The sequence below is a fragment of the Corynebacterium sp. AOP40-9SA-29 genome (genome assembly GCF_052377405.1).
Classification (GTDB): Bacteria; Actinomycetota; Actinomycetes; order Mycobacteriales; family Mycobacteriaceae; genus Corynebacterium.
In genome coordinates, this window is the sequence record NZ_JBQSWR010000002.1 from 68092 (window position 1) to 87673 (window position 19582).

A 19582-nucleotide genomic window follows, 5' to 3' on the forward strand; every position below is an offset into this window, starting at 1 on the left:
CGAACTCACTCGTAAAACCCCGCCGTCGTCAGCGCCTCCACCGCCTCAGAGAGCAGGATGCGCTCCTGCTCGATGCGCAAGGAGTCCAGGGTGGCCAGCAGGTCACGGGCGGATTCCTCGGCCGCGGTCAACGCTTCCAGGTTCTTGCGGTCCGGGTGGGTGTCAGCGGTACCCAGGTGCTGCCAGCGCCGCACTGCCTCTGTGTCCATCAGTACCGAGCGCACCTGCGGTAGGTGGGAGCGCACCGCCGACAGGATTGCGAAACCATCGGCATCCAGGTCACCCCAGTACCAGACGGGCAGGTCCGCCAGCCACGGCAACTGCGCCGCCTGCCTCGCGGCGTACCCCGCACCCCAGACCAGCACCCGCCCGGGCTGAACCGGCAGGGCAAGGAAGGTCTCCAGGTTCTCCACCATCAGCACACCCGACACCTGATCCGCAGCACGCACCGTCTCGCCACCGAACAGCGCGGCCGCCCCGTCCCACGTCAGCGTCACGTCCGGCGCACCCGCCACCCCAGCCAGCCCGAGCACCCCACCCGGCGCCCGGAACCGCACCTGCATGGGGCGTCCCACCAGACCCAGGTCCTGCAGCGAAGACACGGACGCACCCGTCGGGTCCCCACGATGCGCCGCGACGAGCCGGCACACCAGTGCCCGGTGGCTCTCCAACCACTTGCCGTGCACCCCCTCCACCGGCAGCGCCCTCGCGCTCAAGCCGGACCCCGGATTCGCCAGCAACCAGTCCACCACCCGGCGCACCCGAGCCAGGTCCGCCTCGTCCAGCTCACTCCAACGCGTGAGCACCGCCGCAGCCCCACGGCGCACATCCTCCTCGGGATTCTCGCCAACCAACAGGGTGAAGCTCCGGCACAGCCCACGCCAGCGGGCGCGCTGACCGGACAGGGCCACCAGGGCGTCCACCCCGGTGACCTGTAGGCGCTCCGGGACGTCCTGACGTCCCAGGCCCGCGGCATTCCACGCACGCCGGCCCCACACCACGGTTGCCTCCGGATGCGCCTTCTCCCACTGCTGCCAGGAGCGCACCCACGCCATCGCCGCCGCCTCATCGGCAGCCACGGCCGCGCCCGCCGGCGGGTGCAGCGGGAGGTCCACACCGTCCTGCGCGTCCTGCCCCTCCGCCGCCACCAGCCACACTTTCCACCGGCGCTGCACGGTGGCGCGCAGCGACGCCACGGCGTCCTGCGGCGATAGCGGTGCTTTAGCCCTCATCAGTCCCCATCTCCACCGGTGCCACGCTCGTCGCCGCGCGCACGCGCCCGGCGGCGTCCGCCCGCTCGGTGTAGCCCACGACGACCACGCCGCCGACGTAGCCGGACAACGTCTGGATCAACTTCAACGGGGTGGCCAGCACCATGTGGAAGCCGAAACTGGTGAAGACGTCCATCGCCGTGCGCGTGAACTCCGGGTCCGCCCGGTCGAAGGCCTCGTCCAGGATCACCGTGGCGAACCGGGGGAACTCCTCGTCCACGTCGGCCAGCTGGAAGCGCAACGCCGCGGCCAGGCAGAAGAAGACCAGTTTCTGCGCCTGCCCGCCGGACAGAGACGCCGAATCCACATAAGCATTCACCGTCGCCCCCTCGGCATCGGTCTCCACGCCGATGAAACGCACGTGCCGCCTGGTGTCCAGCACCGTGGAGCGCCACCGCCTGTCCGCGGTCTCCTGCGAACCCAACCGGTCCAGCAGCACCGACATGCGCCGATAGCGCTCCTCGGCCTCCTCCGGGGAATCCGCCGAACCCAGACGATTCTCCACGGCGGCCTGCAGGTCACGCTGGAAGTCGGTCACCTCGCCACCACGATTGTCGCGCACGTCGATGCGCAGCCACCGTCCCGCGGCGAACGGGGAGCGCGCCAGCGACTCATTCACCGCCCCGATACGCTGCGTGATCTCCTCGCGCGCCCGACGCAGCGAGCGCGAAAGCTGCGACAGATTCGTCACCGACGTCCCGTTCATCAGCGCCAAAAACCGGTCGGTGAACTCCGCCAGCCGGTCGCTGCGCAACGCCGACAACCTCGCCACCGCCTCCCCGGCGAACGACGGATCACTGCCCAGATCCGAGCGCTCCTCCGGCCAACGCTCCAAATATGTCGACAGCACTGCCTGAATCCGACGGTTCGCCAGGTTCGTCTCCTCGCGCGCAGTGGTGTCGTCGCGGTGCAGCGCATCGCTGATCTGCTGGGTCAGCGACATCACCGTCTCCACCGTCACCCGCCGGGTCCGCCGGGCGTACTCGGCGTCCACCGCGGCCAGGATCTCCGCATCGAACCCGTCTTCGCCGTCCTCCCCGCTTTTCGCGTAGGACGCTTCGAGCCGGGCGAGTTCCCCGGCGGCCAGCGTCCGCCGGTCATCCAACACGCCGACGCGCTGGTCGGCGCTGCTGCGCGCCTGCTGCGCCGCGCCGTGGCGGCTCGCAGCGTCCTGCCGTGCGGCGGTGAGCGCGGTGCGCTCAGGGGAGTCCGACCACGCCGTCACAGCGTCCTGCGCGGTACTCACCAACTCCGCGGCCCGAGAGGTGTCGACCGCATGCCAACTGGTGGACCGCACCTGATGGGCGGCGGTGCGGGAGTCCTCCAGGACGCGCAGCGCGGCTTCACCATCGCGGCGTTCGCGCTCGGCGGCGTCGACCTGAGCCGAGAGGTGCGTCCTGCGGGTGGCCAGGAGTTCCTGTTTGTCGTGGTTGGTGGAGCCCAGGCTCCAGCGCGAGCGGTCGTCGAGGCGGTGGCGGTCGTCCTTCTCGAAGAGCACCGAACCGTCCCGGTCCGCCCGCCCGTGTACCAGGCCACTGCGGGTCACCCCACGCTGATCGCCCAACTCGGCGAACCCGACGGGGGAGTCCACGCAGCGGTACTCGTGACGGCCACGCAACTGGCCGAGCACCCAGTTGCGGAACGGCGAGTCCACCACCGACAACTTCAGACTCAAAGCATCCGGATGCCCGGCGCGCTGCGGCACACCCACCTGCTGCGGTACCGAGCGATACACCAGACGCACCCCGGTGTGGTGGGCGTGCACCCACGCCGACACCTCGTCCACCCTCTCCTGCGGCACCAGCAGCGTGGTGGCGAAGCCGCCGAGCAGACGCTGGGCCACCGGCTCCCAGTCCTTGTGCTCATCGCGCACGTCGATCAGCTCGCCGGCGAAGGGCAGTTCACGGGTACGCAGGCCCAATGCCGCACAGAGGTCCTCGCGCACCCGGATGTGGCGGTGGGCGATATTCGAGGTGCTCTTCGCCAGCGAGGCCAGTTCCTCGCGCACCGCATTCAGGTCGGACGCCACCTGGGACGCGCGGGTCACCGCCTCATTGCGCCTGGTCTCGGCGCGCTCGCGCTCGGCGTCATAGGACTCCAGTACCTCCAGAGCCTGACCGGTGAGCACGGTGAAGGACTCCGCGTCCGACGGTGCCTCACCACCGAGGGCGCGCACCGCGGTGGCCAGGGAGTTCGCGCGATCCTGCACGGTGGCCAGACTCTGGCGTGCCGCGTCCAGTTCCAGCTCCAGCACCCGCAATTGTCCTCCGCCGGCACCCTGCAGGGCGGCGTCCGCCGAACGTAGGTCCGTCTCCGCGCGCGACTCGTCCTCCTGTGCCCGCGATAGGACGTCTCGGGCGGACGCCAGTTCGGCGTCCAGCTCGCGGACCCGATCGACCAGGGACTCCTGGTTCAACCGGTCACGCACCAGCGGCAAGGCCTCCAGCATCGCCTGCGCCCGGGCGGCCTGCGTCTGCGCGGCATCCCGGCGCTCGACGAGGCTGGGGAGCGAGTCGAGCACCGCGATGCGCGCCTTGACGTCCTGCACCCGCTCATAAGCCGTGCGCAACTCCGTGAACTGGGCGACCGCATCATCGGCCAGGGCGAAAGTATCCGGCTCGGTGAGCATGTACTCGCGGAACAGCAGGTCCAGGTTGTCCAACTGCTTCGCCGACTGCGTCCGGTGCAGCAACAGCAACGCCTCCGGGGAGGTGATGCCCAGGCGCGGGCGGAAACGGTCGGCGAATACCCGGTGGGTCTCGGTGAACCGCGCTGGTGACGGCCACGTGGACTTCACCTGTCGGATGTTGATGCCCGTCGACATCAACGGGTGCAGCACCTCCGGATCCAGGTCCACATCCTGCAAATGCATGCCGTAGAGCCGACGCACCGACGCCCGCGAGGTGTCCCCGGCCTTGAGGTAGTAGAACGCGGTGAGCGTGATCGTCTCCTCGGCGCTCTCGTAAGTCAGCGCCACCGCCGACCACGTCGCCCCGGGACGCAGGAAGGTGGAGGTAATCCCACCGGACTCCGGGTCCTCACCGCGGCGCCACGCGCCCCGGATATAGGACACCAGGGAGCGCCCCGCACCGGCGCCGGAGCGTCCTGCCTGTCCTGCGGCATTGAAGTTCAGGCGTTCCGGGGGTACGAGCACTGCCGATACCGCGTCGATGATCGTGGACTTGCCCGAGCCGGACGCGCCGGTGACCAGGAACCCCTGACGCGGCACGTCGATGTCGAGGTAGCCATCCACCGTGCCCCAGTTGACCAACTGCACACGGGAGAGACGGAACTGCTCCGGGTGGATCATGACTGCTCGTCTCCTGTGGTTGTGTCGGCGCTGTCGGTGCTCGTGAAGCGGCGGTACTCCGCGGTGATCGCCTGCACCGTGTCCGGGTCCAGGATGTGCTTCAGGGCGGGTGAGACCTCGTAGCGCCCCGGGGTCTCCGTGGCGCTGATGAGGTTGAACTTGCCCAGACGCGTCATAGAGGCGGAGAAGCGTTTCCGGAATGCCGCCTCGTCGGTGTCCGTCACCCCGCGGTACACCAGGATCTCGGCGAAGAGCTCCTCGGCATCCACGATCAGCCGCTCGCCGAGCAACGCATGGGCCACCTGGGAGCGCAGGTGCAATAGCACCAGGGTGTCGATGTGCGTCAAGGGTTCGGTTCGCAGCACCTGCGGGATCTCTAGGGTGGTCTCCTCACCGCCAGGTTGCACCATGCGGGTGAAGGCGATGCCGGCGTTCTCGTCAAGCACCAGGTCCAGGAAGACGTCTGACAACCGGGATCGCAACGCCGTCTCGTCAGACAGTATCGCCGCCCAGATCGCCGGATGCTTCGCCGAGGTGATCAACGGCCCCTTGAGCAGCTGCACCAACGCGCGCCGGGAGGTCACCGACAAGGTGCCGGTGTCGCGGGGCCACAGGGCGTCCGGGTTCTCGTCGGTCATGCTTGCTCCTTGGGTGTTTCAGGTGTTTCGGGTGTTTCAGGTGTGAAGATCCAGCGGGGGATCGTGGCACTGCGGGGGACGTCGGTTCCGTCTGCCTGTTCTGTCGTCTCTGTCCAGGTGACCTGCTCGCTCTGGTCCGTCGGCGAACCGTGCCGGATCGCCAGGTGCAGCAGCCCCACCACCGACGCCAACCCCTGACTCGCCGGACGGTGCCGCAGCACCGTCGCGATGGAGACGGCGCTGGCAGCGTCCTGCGCGTTTGTCTGGGCTGCAAGCGCGAGCGCCGCGCGCACATTGGCCTCCAGCTCCTCGAGGTCGATCTCGCTGGTACGCACCGCAGCCAAGAGCTCGGCGGTGTCCATCTGTGCCTCCGCCACCACCGACGGCGCGCTCTCCACCCGCTCGGCACCCGGGTTGCGCAAGGACAGGGCGCTGACCGAGGACACCGACATGCCGATACGCACCAGGGGAGTCTCCATGCGCCGGTAGGCACGCACGTCCTCGCCGCCGCCGCTCACCGCGTCCGACGCCGCCGTCCGCGCCTCGCGCAGCAACTCCACCATCCGCCGGTCCTCGGCGAACTCCTCCGAGGTCACGTAATTGCGCAATGAGCGGGCCAACCCCGTCATCACCTGGTTCACCTCCGCGCCGGAATCCTCCATCGACCGGAATAACCCGCGCAAGCGCACCCGAGTGTCCTGCGGCAACTGCGCCCCCTGCGGACGCGACAGCACCTCGCCGATCCACCGGTCGATCCACGCCGCACGCTCCTGGTCCAGAAGCACCTGGTAGAAACCGTTGAAACTGCGCCCCGCATCGGATTCGCCGATGAGGTCCACACCGTCGAAAATCTCGTCCAGCACGTCCCCACGCGAGCCCTCCGGATCCAGCAATTGACGACGCAACGACCGGTTCAAGTCCTCCAGGTCACGCGATACACGCGCGAAGTCCGAGGGGATCGCCGACGCCTGGTCCAGGATGTCCGACACCCGCTCGGCGACCGCCGCCGCACCCAGGACCTCGTAGTCCCCGTGCTCCACCTTCTCGATCCGCTGGTCCAGCTCATCACGCTGCGCCTGCAAGGACGACAACCGTGTGGCGATATCCGGGTCAATGTCACGGGCCAGACCCCGCAAGGACTCCGTCAGAGACTCCACCCGCGTGGCCGTCACCGCAGAGCGCGGCTGCTCCCACCGCGTGGTCGCGTCCAACGCCGCCAAGGTCTCCTCCGACGGCTCCAACGTCTCACCCGTGGCACTCGTGCCCGGACGCCGGATCAACCACCCCGCCTTCACCCAGTCCGCACAGTACTGCTGCGCGGAACGGGGAAGAGAGAACCTGTCCGGGTAGCGCGAAGACAACGTGCGCAGATCCACCGCGAGTAACTCGTACAACTCCGAGGCCGGACGCTGACGGGTGCCCTGCGGGAAGTACTCCGTGACCATCGCCAACACCACCGGGGCCAGGGGACTGCGCAACAATGCGACCGCCGGCGACGCCTCCTGCAGGCGGGACACCGACAGGGCCCGGGCTTCGATGCTCATGGGGCACATTGTCTCACGGGGAGCGGGGTGGGTGTGGGGGAGTCGCGCCGGGTGTGGGGGTTGGGTGGGGCTTCGGGGAGGGAAGGTCTGCATCCGGTGGTCCTGTCGCCGTACGACGACACCAGTAAAAGTCGCTGATTGGCGACAACTCATTGTGTCGCCGTTCGACGACATATGCTATTGTCGCTGCATGACGACAGTCAACGTCCATCGCCCCGATGACCTCGGCCCTGAGCTCCGGGAAGTCCGCCTGGAAAAAAAGATCACCCAGTCCACTCTCGCCGAGAAGGCGAGTGTGGGACGGCAGTGGTTGAACGCTTTCGAGCTGGGGGACAAGTGGACAGCCCCCTTGGACATGGTCTACCGGGTGCTCAGTGCACTCGAGGTGACCGTTGTTATGGACCCCGAACCGCGGGCGGCACCCCGCTCAGGCCATGACTTCATCGACATCAACCTCATCGTCGACGGGCCGGCGAAACCATGAACAGTGCATCCTCGGACGACACATTGATCGTGGTTACCAACGGACAGGTCATTGGCGACATACAACGGACCGGTTCGAAGAAGATGAGATTGCGGTATACCTCGGAAGGGGATCCGTCGTTCACTCCGTTGTCGGTGACCATGCCAGGCCCGCGCGGGCGCTACAGAGAAGCTCTGCTGGGGCCGTGGCTCGATGGTCTGCTGCCAGACCGTCCGGAGGCCCTGCGCCAGTGGCGTAGGCGGTTCGGGATGGAGGGCGACACCAGCACGTTTGGCCTCTTGCGCCACGTTGGTGAGGATGTCGCCGGCGCCGCGCAGTTCATCCGTCCGAAACGGCTGGACGAGGTGCTCGCCCGCACCGGGGAGCTGGAGTCCTTGGACGAAGCAGGAATCGCGGACATGGCAAGGCGAGCGATGGCAGACCTGCCGGTCACAGCGGAGCTCGGTCCCGACGGGAAGTTTTCTCTCGCCGGAGCTCAAGCGAAGATCGCACTCCACCGGGACCATGGTCGATGGTCCAATCCCCATGGGGCGACACCGTCCACGCACATCCTAAAACCTGCGATACCCGGCATGCAGGACCAGGACCTTGTCGAGGCAGTAACCCTGGGGACGGCACAGCGGCTCGGCCTGCGGACCGCGGCGGCCGAGGTTTCCGAGTTCGACGGGCTGCGTTGCCTTGTTGTTGAACGCTACGACCGATTCCGGAATGAGGACGGAAACTGGAGCCGTGTGCACCAGGAGGACATGTGCCAAGCCACCGGAACGCCACCGTTCCGCAAGTACGAGTCCCAGCTCGGACCAGGGGCTCGGCAGGTGGCAGACCTGATCTCATCGGTCAGTAACGATCCTCAGGTCGACAATCGTCGTTTTGCTCAGGCACTCATCTTCAATTGGCTCGTCTGCGGCACGGACGCACATGCCCGCAACTACTCGATCATCCTGCGAGAGGGGAGCGTCCGGCTCGCCCCGCTGTACGACATCAACTCCCACCTTGCCTATATGCCGGGCTCGTCCAGTGACCTCTCCATGAGCGTGGACGGGATTTTTCGCGCCTCCCTGGTCAGTAGAGGGAGATGGATTGCGGAGGCTGCGCGGCTGCATGTTCCCGCGGGGTGGATGGCGGACGAGATCGACCGCCAGTCGGACGTGGTCGTGGAGAGTATGCGCGCGGCTGCCGAGGTACCGAACATTGCGCAGTATGCGAGTCCGGTCATCGCGGGCATGATCGAAGCAACCGAAGGCTGGGTGACGAGGCTGGCTGGAGGCTAAAATCAAGGTTCTTACAGGGGGCAGTCAAGACCTTGATAATAATGAATTCGTTCCGATCTGGAACAATACCGATGACAGCATCATTGGATAGAGAACCGACGGGATGAAACATGACGGTGGGACAGAGGGACGAGGTCAGTGCGGCGCTGAGCACCTGGCGTGACGGCCTGGTGGGGCTGACAAAAGGAAGCCCCATGATGCAGTTCAAGGCTCCGAAGTCATCTTCCCTGAGAATCGACGCGGGTGGCCCAGGAGGCTCGGACGAACTGCTCGCACGGATGCGTTCGGGAAAGTCCTTCCAAGTTGAGGGAGCGGGAGATGTTGATGAACCTCGGGTGACCGAGGGCGACTCAATTCGTGCTGTCGGCACCGAGACCCAAGTCGGGGCAACCTTGCGCAATCTCATGCGCAAGGCGAACGACGAATACCTCAATCGTGGTGTTGACGTGGTGTACATGGCCTTCGGCGCCCTGGTGTGGGAGGACGTTGATGGCACCGAACTCACCTCACCATTGCTTTTCGTCCCGGTAAAGCTGACGTCTGCTGGAGCGAGGAAGACTCCGAAACTCGCAGTTGGGGAAGGGGACACGGTCCTGAATCCCGCCCTCGTTCTGCAACTGAGTCGACTCGGTGTCCAGATCCGTGGAAACGGCTCGGAGTTGGAGGAGATCGAGGACCCGTCCGTCAGCGAGGTCCTTTCCCAGGTGCGGAACGCACTTGGCGGGAGTGGGGTCATCGAGACTTGGAGGGTCGACGACATCGTCCACCTGGGAGTCTTCACTTTCGAAAAGGAGGCGATGTACAAGGATCTGCTTGAGCACGAAGAGGAAAACCTCGAGCACCCAATTGTCCGTGCTCTCGGGACCTCTGACCCCCTGAAACAGACACGGGACTTCGCTTTCGACGCCATCGACCCCGCAGACATCGATGAACAGGCAAGTCCAGAGGACGTGCCCCTGCTCTTGGATGCGGACTCATCACAACGCGCGGCTATTGCGGCCGCAGTCGCCGGAAAATCCTTCGTCATGGACGGTCCTCCGGGAACCGGAAAATCCCAGACGATCACCAATATGATCGGCACGCTGCTGCATGCCGGCCAGACAGTCCTCTTCGTCTCCGAGAAGATCGCGGCCCTCGACGTGGTCAAAAACCGCCTAAGCGATGCGGGGCTGGGTTCCTATGTCCTAGAGCTGCATTCCCACAAGACCAAGCGCAAGGACGTCGCTACAGAGCTGCTGTCGGCACTGGACAAAGTCGCCCGTCCGCCGGAGCCGATTTCCCAGGCCACACGTCAACGGGCCCTCGAGCATCGCGTGGGGCTTAACGACTACGCACGCGCCATGAATGAAAAGCGTGCGCCGCTCAACATGTCACTGCATGAGGTCGTCGGCCGGCACGCTCAGCTCAATGGAGACGAGGGGGTACCTGCCCCGGCGGGTTCTCTGAAGGGGCTGAAGGAGAAAGATCTAGACGATGCGCAGCAGGCCCTGTCACAGGTGGTGGCTGCGTGGCGACCCGCACTGCAGGGAACGTCCTACATCTGGCGGGACGTGATTGAAAACAAGTCGATGAAATCCGAACTCGTTCGGGCAAAGGAAGCCATAACCCAGCTTCGTCAGGCGCTTGGAGTCCATGGCGATCTTGCCAGGGCATTCTCCTTGACCAAACCCAGCGACACCCCGGTTCTGCTCTCTTACCTCCGACACATTCAAAAACCGCACTCTGCGGAGATCCCTGACTCGTGGATCACCCAGGAAAGCCTGGTCGGGCTCCAAGAAGCGCGCGATCAGCTCGGACGGGAGATTGCCGCCGTCAGCCACGCAGTGGGCGAACTCGAGGAACTCAGTGGAGTAGGCAGGTCGGCCTTCCCCGCATCCGGCTCGTTCCCAGATGGACCGCCCCCCATCAACGTTCGGCCACGTCCGATCGCCTTCGAGACCCGTACCTGCTCGGACCTGCGGAACTTGGCTAAGAAGTTCGAAGAACAGTCCTCGTCGCTCGTGGAGAATGCGCAGGTGATCCAGGAGATCTCCAGCAAGCTCGATGGTCCGACGGCGGAGAACTTCGACCAGGTGGAGTCCTTCATCAGGCTGATCCACCTGGCAGATGAGGAGCGACGGCCGCTGCGTCAATGGCTGTCCTCGCCGAACCTTCGGATCGTGAGGGAACACGTCACCGCGGTGAAATCCGCTGTGGGTGCACTCGTCCACGCAGAGACGTCCGCGGCCCCGATTTACACCGCGGAAGCCCTGGCAGAGCCGCTGGAGGAACTGAATGACCGGTTCACCAACCTACACCGTGGCCTGCGGAAACTCTCCGGACAGTACCGGGCAGACAAGAGGACCCTGGCAAGGGTCATGGTGGACGCTGCCCAAGTCAAGGATGGTATTGCTTCCTTGGACAAGGCGGTGACATGGAGCAGCGCCCATGGGGCTTACCTTGAGGCCACCGAACGCTCGACGGAGATACTCGGCGAGTACTGGCAAGGCAGGGATACCGACTTCGCAGCGATCGATGCCGCTCTGCGGGTCGCAGACGAAGCAATCCTGCTTAGCGACGGCATCGTGTCTACGAAAATGGCCAACTATCTGACATCACCTGCCAAAGACTCCACCTTCCGTGGCCTCGCAGATTCCGCTGCCGGTGAAATCAGGTCATGGAAGGAAGCCACATTTGCCGATACCAGCGGCGACATCCCTTCAGAATTGGTGCTCGGTAAAGTCATCGAGGCAGCCTCCTGGCTGGATGCCCACGTCCGGCCTTTTGGAGATGCCGCAGAACGGGTTGAATCAGTAACCAGCGTGACGTCCACTGATCTTAGCGTTCAAGATGTCGAGGTCGTTGTCACTGCGCTGGAACTTGTCGAGATGGCGGAAGCTGTACTCGAGACATCGAACGCTGGATATCGAGAGGTCATCGGAGAATTTGCGAACGGATTATCCACGGATCTGAAAGAACTAGACCACAATATCGATTGGGTCGTCAGGCTGCGGAGAATAAACGGTGGGGCACTGAGTGAAGCCCAGAACTCGGCTTTGCGTGGCGCCATAGAAGAAACCGCGGTCCATACGCTCTACGACCGTTGGACCACTGACTTGGACAGGGTGCTTCGTGCTTTCAGCCAAGAACGACGCGTCGAACTCGCCGAGGAGCTCGACGATTTTGACGTAGCACCGGACTACCTCGCCGCACTCCAGGAAGATAACTCAGGACAGAGGGAGTGGTTCTCCTATTCACGTGCGCGTACGAATCTCGGATTCCTCGGTCTCAAGGATGCCATCGATTTCTGCATCGATCGAAAGCTCGACGCTGGTGTGGTCAGCGACACGGTGATGCGGTCCCTTCTCAGGGGATGGGTCGACGAGGTGTTGGACACGGACGGACGACTACGGCCGCTCGGCTCCGCCGACCACGACAATCAAGTGATTGAGTTCCAAGGGGTGGATCGCCGGCTATCAGAGGCTGCTGTCTCCGATATCATCACCGCAGCCAACGCGCGCCGTCCGGTGAACACTGAAATCGGTGAGCCCGGAATAATCCGGCGCGAAGGTGGGAAGCAACGCCGGCACATGTCAGTGCAGGACCTCCTGGCCAAGACAAGGACGGTGACTCCTTCCATCAAGCCAATCTTTATGATGTCGCCGATGGCGGTCTCCCAGTATCTCCCACATGACTTGCATTTCGATGTCGTGATCTTCGACGAGGCGTCGCAGGTTACTCCAGCAGATGCAATCAACAGCGTCTACCGGGGGAATTCGCTGATTCTCGCTGGCGACGACAAGCAGCTGCCTCCGATGTCCTTCTTCGCGCGCAATGTCGATAGTGACGAAGAAGATCCTGACACCGACGTCTCCGACTTCCCCTCGATACTCGAGTTGGCTAAGTCGGCTGGTGCTTTCAAAAATCTTGGCCTGAAGTGGCACTACCGTTCGCGGCATGAGGACCTCATTGCTTTCTCCAACTACAAGTTCTACGAAGGGAGCCTTGTCACATTCCCGTCTTCGCAGACCGATGGGGAGGACGTTGGAGTCGAGTTCATTCACGCTGGTGGAACCTATCGTCGAGGTGCTGGACGGGACAACCGTATCGAGGCGGAGAAGGTCGCCGAGCGCGTCTTCCACCATTACTCGACCAGGCCGGAGTCTACGTTGGGAGTGGTGACCTTCTCCGCACCGCAGGCGGAGGCCGTGCGCTTGGCGATCGAGGAGAAGCGTCGGGACCGCCCTGACCTTGACTCTTACTTCGATACGAATGACCGACTGGGCGGCTTCTTCATCCGCCCGCTGGAGCAGGTCCAGGGAGATGAGCGCGATGTGATCATCTTCTCGGTCGGGTATGGACCGGACGAGGCGGGAAAGATTTCGGCGAACTTCGGTGCCCTCAATAAGGAGAAGGGCTGGCGCAGGCTCAACGTCGGAATTACGAGAGCGAAGAGCAGGATCGAAGTCATTGCGTCGATGCGTGCCGAGGAAATTCCTCCCTCGAAGAACGAAAACGTCGAGTACTTCCGGGCCTACCTTGACTACGCGGTGAAGGGGCCCCAGACCCTGGCGGTACCATACTCGTCCACCGGCCTGGAACCGGATTCGGTGTTTGAAGAATCTGTGATTGAAGCGATCCAGCGGTGGGGCTACATAGTAGAACCCCAGGTCGGAGCAGCTGGATACCGGATCGATATCGGTGTGAGGCATCCCAAGCACGAGGGGATGTTCGTGCTCGGCGTTGAGTGCGATGGATACCAGTATCACTCCGCGCCCGCGGCTCGAGACCGAGACCGGCTCCGAGAGAATGTACTGGTTAACCTCGGGTGGAGCCTCCATCGAATCTGGGGGACCGCCTGGTACCGCGACCAGAAAGCCGAAGAGGCCCGGCTCAGGAAGGCCATCGAGCACGCGGTGGCACAAGGAACGGAGACCATCGAGCGCGCGCGACCGGAGATCACATTCCCGACCGTCGAGCTGCAGGCTGCCCCAGTGTCCATGGAGAGGGATTGGACCACGGACTACAAGATGGCGGAGTCCCATGGTTTTCCGGTTTGGGTAGGCCCCGGCGATGAAGGTAGCCACATTCAGATGGTTGACTCTATTGAAGCGCTGGTCCGGGAAGAGGGACCGATTCACATCGAGGTCGTTTACGAACGCCTGCGCGACTGGTGGTCGATCGGACGAATCGGCGCGAAAATAAAGGCCAACATCGAGCGGGCAATCCGCATCGCAGAGGTTTCCCTGGACGGTGGCTTCTTGGTCAACGGTGACCCTGTGAGCTTCGCCCGGATGCCGGCCGACGGTGTCCAACGTAAGGCTGAGCACATCCATCTCGACGAGGTTGCAGTGGCAGTGGCAGGGACGATCGGTGATGCAGGAGCTGCGAGCCGAGATGAGGTTGTCCAGAATGTGGCACGAACCTTCGGCTGGAGCCGCACTGGCGGCATCGTTAGCCGGTCGATCGGTGATGCGATCATTGAACTTGTTCGAACCGGAGCGCTGATCGAGAAGGAGTCGATGCTGTCTCGGGCCTGATCGCCCCACGACGCGGAGGCGCTCCGTCATAGGCGGGCAGGGCGGGCAGATGACACTCCCGATTGGCCTGTTGGCGATCGAGAACATCCCGCGGGAACCGCTGAACGTCGCGGGTCAGATATGGTATTTTGACGGCAAAGACAATGGGCGAGGGTGTCGACTGCGATGCGGGACCGTCAATAGTATCTTATAGAAGAAAGTCTGAGGTGTGTCAATGAAGCGCAGGAATATGACGGTGCGAAAAGACTTTGTGCCCGCCGATTCCATCAGGATCGCGAATTCGAAGCTTGACCTATACCTACAGCTCCCGCCCGGAGAGTCGGATAGGTCAACTACCATGACGACATCACGCTTGAAAGAAGTTCTGTCATACATGGTCATCGACGAGGGGGGCGATGATATTGCGGAAACGCGTGATGACATCATTTCCGGCATCGCTGATCGCTCCGGAGTCTCGCCGTCCATAATTCAGCAAGAACTGAGCGCTGATGGAAAGTTTGGCCTGGATACGCTGAACGAAATTCTTGCGTCGATTCACGATGCTGAACTGCTCAAAAGCCGATCTTCATACACAGACCTGGGTCGTCTCCGCCAGGATACGTCCTTCCGTGACGCAAAAAACAAAACAGAAGCGGTCCGGCGAATGTCGCTGATATCCGGAGGTCCCGACTGGGGCCTTGGTCCTGGTTCCAAGGAACGAAAGCAGAGTCTGCGCGACCTTTCAGACAGCTTGTCCCTGGACGTTGATTACAAGCTATCGAAGCCGAAGTATGCCGAGGCGATGGCGCAGCAACTGGGTGTGCCCTGGGACCGGAACTGCTGGAGCACGGGAAGTTCGATCACGCTGGAGGGATTGAATCGTCTCCTCTTCGCTCAGGCCTACGCCATCTCGAGCAAAACGATTTTCAGCGATGGTACCCCGCTTGGCGAAGCCAACCAGATTGCCCGCCTTCTGGAAGCAGATATCAAGGATCCGTGGCTGGGTCAGGAATGTATCGCGAAGATGAAGCGTGAAGGCTCCACCAAATGGGCTCAGTCCGAATGGCAGGGCTTCTATTTTGAGCACATTTCTGTGCCAGCTGCGATTGAGGTGGGCCTGAGTGAAGGTCCCATGAAGATCGGTAATACGGAGTTCGACCTTGGCGCGTCGAATATCTGGGATCTGAAGACCCATTCAGTCGGTACCTCATCTGACAAGTGGGTCATCTTGAATGATCTGTATTCCATCGACGTCTGCGTGGAGACGTTCGGCGGTGTCGGATTCATTGTTCTCGAAGGCGAACCCGTCTTCGACACTGATGGATCGTTCAAGGACTGGCATAATGAACTCAAGGCGTCGACGGGAAAGAATATTAGAAAGTCGAAGAACTCGAGCAACAGTCGTCGTCGCAAGAAGGAATTCGTCCCGAAGGATCTGAAATTCGTCTGGATCGAGAGCGATGAACATCTCGCGGCGATGCGAGGAAATGGATCGCTCAAGGAGTGGAAGCAGCCTCGACAAGCCAATAGTGCGGTCCGTGCGCCCAAATATCGGCTGAACACGGACCTGCTGGAAGCATCCGGCGCTCTTCTCGACGTGTGACGGCACCGGAGGAATCGTTAGTCGACTACCCCGCACCACCGGGGAGCACCGTCATCGAGGGGCGGTGCGCACGGGAGGGGAGAGTGGCGGTGGGATGGCCGGCTGCCTCGTCGACGGAGGGGAGGGGACGAACCTCGGTATTGAAGGTCAGCGCGTGGACGTCCTCGACAGGCAGACTCAGGTCCGCGGCTATCGTCGCGGCCGAGGTTCGTTTCTCACCGGCCGAGGGGCTGAAGACGTGGGTGAACACCCGTGAGCGCTCATGGTGGGCCATGCCGCCGGGCTCCGCGTTGCGGAAGCCGCGGCGCGCGAGCGCGGAGCAGAGGCGCTGGTAGCCAGCATCGTCGATGCGTCCCGCGCGAAGAAGCGACCGGGCCGTGGCCATGGCGGACACGGCGAAACGCCGACGGAAGCCCAGGACCTGGTCCACGGACGGATTGTGGGGGAGGTTCGCCCGGGTCGCGGTGGACGGCATGAGGAACTCTGCGGCGAAGCGGTCGGCTTCCTGTTCCTGGCTGGCGCCCGCCGCGCAAGGCGTACCGATCCCGGCGGACGCGGCGTCGTGCAGCAACAGGTGGCCGAGTTCGTGGGCGACGTCGAATCGGGAGCGTTCAGGGGTCTTGCGACGGGCGATGAAGATGTAGGGGGTGGTGTCGCACCATCCAGAGAAGGCTTCGACCGACTCTGCGAGGGGCGGCAGGCCGTATACCCGGATGCCGCGCGACTCGCACATCTGTACGAGGTTGGGCAGCGGGCTGGTGCCCAGGCCCCACATGTACCGCAGGCTGCGCGCGGCGAGTTCCGGGTTATCGGGCGGCAGTGCGTCGGCACCGGGGGCCTCCGAGGAGTCCCAGGACGGTCGGGTGAACCGGGCGTCGATCCACTGGTCGACCAGGACGCCGAACGTGCCGGCGGCGATCGCGGCGTGCCGGTGTGCGGCGCTGGCACGACGTCCGGCGCGGAAGTTGACGCCCTCGGCGGCCAGTGGGGGCAGGGGACCGCCGGTGAAGAAGGACGCGCTGAAACCCAGCGCTTCGGTCAGCGCCGGGGCAGCGGTCGCGGGCGCACCTTCGGAGGCGTACCTGGTCCACGTCCTGGCGGTGATCCCACTACGACGTGCGGCCTCGGCCTTGCTCAGGCCGCGACGGGCCCGGGCGGCCTCGATCCGGTCGCCGCTCAGCGCACGGATCGAGGACGCGTGGGCAAGCGGGTCAGTCGATGGTGACGAGGACGGTGAAGAGGACATCGTTTTTGCCTCCGATGTCGTGGGCCGGCCGAGTTGCCGGCGTCTGGGGTGTGGCGACGAAGGTGGACTGGTTCCACGCTACAGTCGCGGGACGTGACACCACATCATCATGCAGGCCCCCACGAGTTCGTCTCCGTCATCCGTTCCGGCGGACAGTCCGGGGTCGACAGGGGAGCGCTCGACGCGGCGAGGGCCGCCGGGGTCGCGATCACCGGCTGGTGTCCGGCCGGCGGTTGGGCGGAGGACCGTCCCAGCGCCCCAGGCCTGCTGGTCGACTACCCGGAACTGTCGGAAACCCCGTCGGCGGATCCCGCCCAGCGCACGGAATGGAACGTCCGTGACAGCGACGCGACGCTGATCCTCACCGGCACCGGTGCGTCCTCCCCGGGGACCGAACTCACCGAGCGGCTCGCCGCCGGCTACGACCGGCCCTGTCTGGTGGTCGGCGCAGGGGGAGCGCAGGACGCAGTCACCTGGCTGCGCGGGTTGCGGGCGGCCGCGGGGAGGGCCCTGGAGATCAACGTCGCCGGGCCGCGGGAGAGCGAGTGGGCGGGAGCTTATGCGGCGTCGTCCGGGCTGCTTCACGAGATTATTAATGCCGGTCAACCGCGGTGAGGGAACACAAGGTATGCTTCCCACAGTCTTCAAACCGTTATGTCGTCAACACTTATGATGGAGAGCACCGTGACCGACTCCTCCAAGCCCTCGGACAGCCCCTTCCCGGACTCGTCCGACAACTCTGACGCGCCGCAGGTGCCTGAGACCCCTGAGGCACCTGACGCCCCCGAGACCCCGGCGGGCACCGAGGCGCCCAAGGGCCGTTGGTCCGGAATGGACACCGCGGAGGCACCCGCCGACCAGCAGACCCAGGCCTACGGACACGGGTACGGCCAGAGCTATAGCCAGAGCTACAGCCAGGGTTACAACCAGGAGCAGCCGATGCCGGGCTACCCGGGTTACTCGGAGAGCGCCGGCAGTGCGGACGGCGCTAGCGCCACGCAGGGCCTCCCGCCGTACCCCGGCGGTTCCTCCCAGGCTGGCGCGAACGCTGCCGGTGCGTCCTACCCGGGCGCCTACCCCGGCGCCCAGCAGGGCGGCTACCAGGGCACTTACCAGGGCGGATACTCGGCAGGCTACCCGGGGCCGCAGGGCTACGGTGCGCCGCCGCTGTCGCGCAAGTCGAAGGTTGCCGCGGCGCTGTTCGCGTTCTTCCTCGGCGGCTTCGGTGCCCACAACTTCTACATCGGCAACAAGGGCCGGGCGATCGCGCAGCTGATCATCATGGTCGTCTCGTGGGTGCTCATGATCGGTGCGTACACCTTGGTCTTTGTCGGTCTCGAGGCCGAGGCCTACACCTCCATGGCCGGCACGGTGTACTACGAATCGAACGACGCCATGGTCGGCTCCGGTGCTGTGCTGTTGCTGCTGGCGGCGGTCATGATGCTCGCGCTGTGTATCTGGGCCTTGGTCGAGTTCGTCCTGATCCTTGTCGGTAGCGGCCGCTACGGCCGCGACGCCGAGGGCTACCCGTTGTCTTAACTACACTGTCCGGGGTGAAGACTCCCGCCACGATCGCCGACGTTGCCGCCGAGGCCCAGGTGTCCCGCGCCACGGTGTCGTTGGTGCTCAACGATCGCCCCGGCCCGAGTGATGCCACCCGGCAGCGGGTGCGCGATGCCGCCGACCGCCTCGGTTACCGTCCCGATGTGCGGGCACGGCGGCTGCGCGGGGCACCGTCGAAGTGCGTCGCACTGATCACCACGGTGCCCACTGCGGTCGCTGGTGAGGACTCGGGTTTCAGCTTCCAACTGGCCCTGGCTTTGCCGTTGTCGCGACTGCTCATGGCGCGTGGATACTCGATGCTGCTGCTCCCGCCGCTCGGCGGGGATGCCGACGACGATGAGGCGGTGCTCGACAGCATCGATGTCGATGCCGCGGTGATCATCGAACCGCGGGAGGACGAGCCGCTGTGCGCGTCCTTGCGCGCCCGTGGCGTGCGTACCGTCAGCGTGGGGGACGTGCCGGGGCTCGCCGTGGATGCGGTGGTTGACCGCGGTCATTCCGGCGCGGACGTCGCGCTCGCGCACCTCGTGGAACGCGGCGCGCACCAGGTGGGCGTCCTGCTGTCGCAGGAGCGCAACTCGGTGTCGTGCACGGTCGCGGACTACCTGCAGTCGGCGGACGCTGGATCTGTGCCGGTCACGGTGGGGTACGCCCCGGCGGCAGGGGGACAGCAGGCCGGACGCCTCGCGGCCCGGCGCATGCTGCAGGACGCTCCGGACGTGGACGCGGTGTACGCGCCGACGGACGTCCTGGCCTTGGGCGTCCTGCAGGCGGCGGGGGAGCTGGGGCGCACCGTGCCGGGCGACCTGATGGTCGTCACGAACTTTGATGGGCCGCGGGCGCGCGAGGCCGATCCGCCCGTGACCTGCCTGGATCTGGACATGGCCGCCTTGGCTCAGGCCTGCGTGGATCTGCTGGTCGAGCATGCGGCGCGCAGTTCGCACGGGGACGTGCCGGATGCGCTGCGGCGCACGGTTGCCGCACCCGGGCTGGTGGCCCGGGCGTCCACACATCGCGAAGCGGGGGCAGAAGCTGGCGAAAAAGGTTAAGCCTCTGTAAAACCCTGCGAGAGGGTCTGGCATCATGTCCCGGGTTGGCATTAAATCGATTTAAGCCACTGTCGTCACCCGCATGGCCGTGCCACGTCCCCACGG

12 protein-coding genes are annotated in these 19582 nt (G+C 64.6%); 7 read left to right on the top strand and 5 right to left on the bottom strand.

Features of this window, described 5'->3' with window-relative positions:
* Positions 1-5 precede the first annotated feature (5 nt).
* From ACT3SZ_RS04860 to ACT3SZ_RS04875, 4 genes are read right to left on the bottom strand one after another with little or no spacing between them, the layout of a single operon-like run.
* Positions 6-1232 (bottom strand): Wadjet anti-phage system protein JetD domain-containing protein, encoded by a 1227-nt coding sequence (locus tag ACT3SZ_RS04860; protein ID WP_444617134.1) that lies wholly within the window; start codon positions 1230-1232, stop codon positions 6-8.
* Entirely contained in the window at positions 1222-4581 is a 3360-nt protein-coding gene (locus ACT3SZ_RS04865) for an ATP-binding protein (RefSeq protein ID WP_444617136.1), read from the bottom strand. Before ACT3SZ_RS04865 ends, ACT3SZ_RS04860 begins: the two co-directional genes overlap by 11 nt.
* Positions 4578-5219, bottom strand: coding sequence for a DUF4194 domain-containing protein (locus tag ACT3SZ_RS04870; protein ID WP_444617137.1), 642 nt, complete (start codon positions 5217-5219; stop codon positions 4578-4580). Before ACT3SZ_RS04870 ends, ACT3SZ_RS04865 begins: the two co-directional genes overlap by 4 nt.
* Complete coding sequence (locus ACT3SZ_RS04875) at positions 5216-6763, bottom strand: DUF3375 domain-containing protein (RefSeq protein WP_444617138.1); 1548 nt, start codon at positions 6761-6763, stop codon at positions 5216-5218. Before ACT3SZ_RS04875 ends, ACT3SZ_RS04870 begins: the two co-directional genes overlap by 4 nt.
* 190 nt (positions 6764-6953) lie before the next feature.
* Between ACT3SZ_RS04875 and ACT3SZ_RS04880 the strand changes: the two genes are divergently transcribed.
* From ACT3SZ_RS04880 to ACT3SZ_RS04895, 4 genes are all read left to right on the top strand, one after another.
* On the top strand, positions 6954-7247 hold the full coding sequence (locus tag ACT3SZ_RS04880) for a helix-turn-helix domain-containing protein (protein ID WP_444617139.1): 294 nt from the start codon (positions 6954-6956) through the stop codon (positions 7245-7247).
* Positions 7244-8518 (top strand): type II toxin-antitoxin system HipA family toxin, encoded by a 1275-nt coding sequence (locus tag ACT3SZ_RS04885; RefSeq protein ID WP_444617140.1) that lies wholly within the window; start codon positions 7244-7246, stop codon positions 8516-8518. The genes ACT3SZ_RS04880 and ACT3SZ_RS04885 overlap by 4 nt, the downstream gene beginning before the upstream one ends.
* Positions 8519-8628: 110 nt before the next feature.
* Positions 8629-14037 (top strand): DUF3320 domain-containing protein, encoded by a 5409-nt coding sequence (locus ACT3SZ_RS04890; RefSeq protein ID WP_444617142.1) that lies wholly within the window; start codon positions 8629-8631, stop codon positions 14035-14037.
* A gap of 337 nt (positions 14038-14374) precedes the next feature.
* Positions 14375-15619 carry a hypothetical protein gene (locus tag ACT3SZ_RS04895; protein WP_444617143.1) on the top strand — a complete coding sequence of 415 codons (1245 nt, stop codon included), beginning with the start codon at positions 14375-14377 and terminating at the stop codon, positions 15617-15619.
* A gap of 25 nt (positions 15620-15644) precedes the next feature.
* On the opposite strand, the gene ACT3SZ_RS04900 is transcribed toward ACT3SZ_RS04895, so the two are convergent.
* Positions 15645-16865, bottom strand: a complete 1221-nt coding sequence (locus ACT3SZ_RS04900; protein WP_444617145.1) for an XRE family transcriptional regulator — start codon at positions 16863-16865, stop codon at positions 15645-15647.
* A gap of 93 nt (positions 16866-16958) precedes the next feature.
* On the opposite strand from ACT3SZ_RS04900, the gene ACT3SZ_RS04905 reads away from it, so the two are divergent.
* The 3 genes from ACT3SZ_RS04905 (at position 16959) to ACT3SZ_RS04915 (ending at position 19477) form a co-directional block, all read left to right on the top strand.
* Positions 16959-17480 (top strand): putative molybdenum carrier protein, encoded by a 522-nt coding sequence (locus tag ACT3SZ_RS04905; RefSeq protein ID WP_444617146.1) that lies wholly within the window; start codon positions 16959-16961, stop codon positions 17478-17480.
* 69 nt (positions 17481-17549) lie between these two features.
* Entirely contained in the window at positions 17550-18404 is an 855-nt protein-coding gene (locus ACT3SZ_RS04910; protein ID WP_444617147.1) for an NINE protein, read from the top strand.
* 14 nt (positions 18405-18418) lie between these two features.
* Entirely contained in the window at positions 18419-19477 is a 1059-nt protein-coding gene (locus ACT3SZ_RS04915) for a substrate-binding domain-containing protein (RefSeq protein ID WP_444617149.1), read from the top strand.
* The last annotated feature ends 105 nt before the right edge of the window (positions 19478-19582 follow it).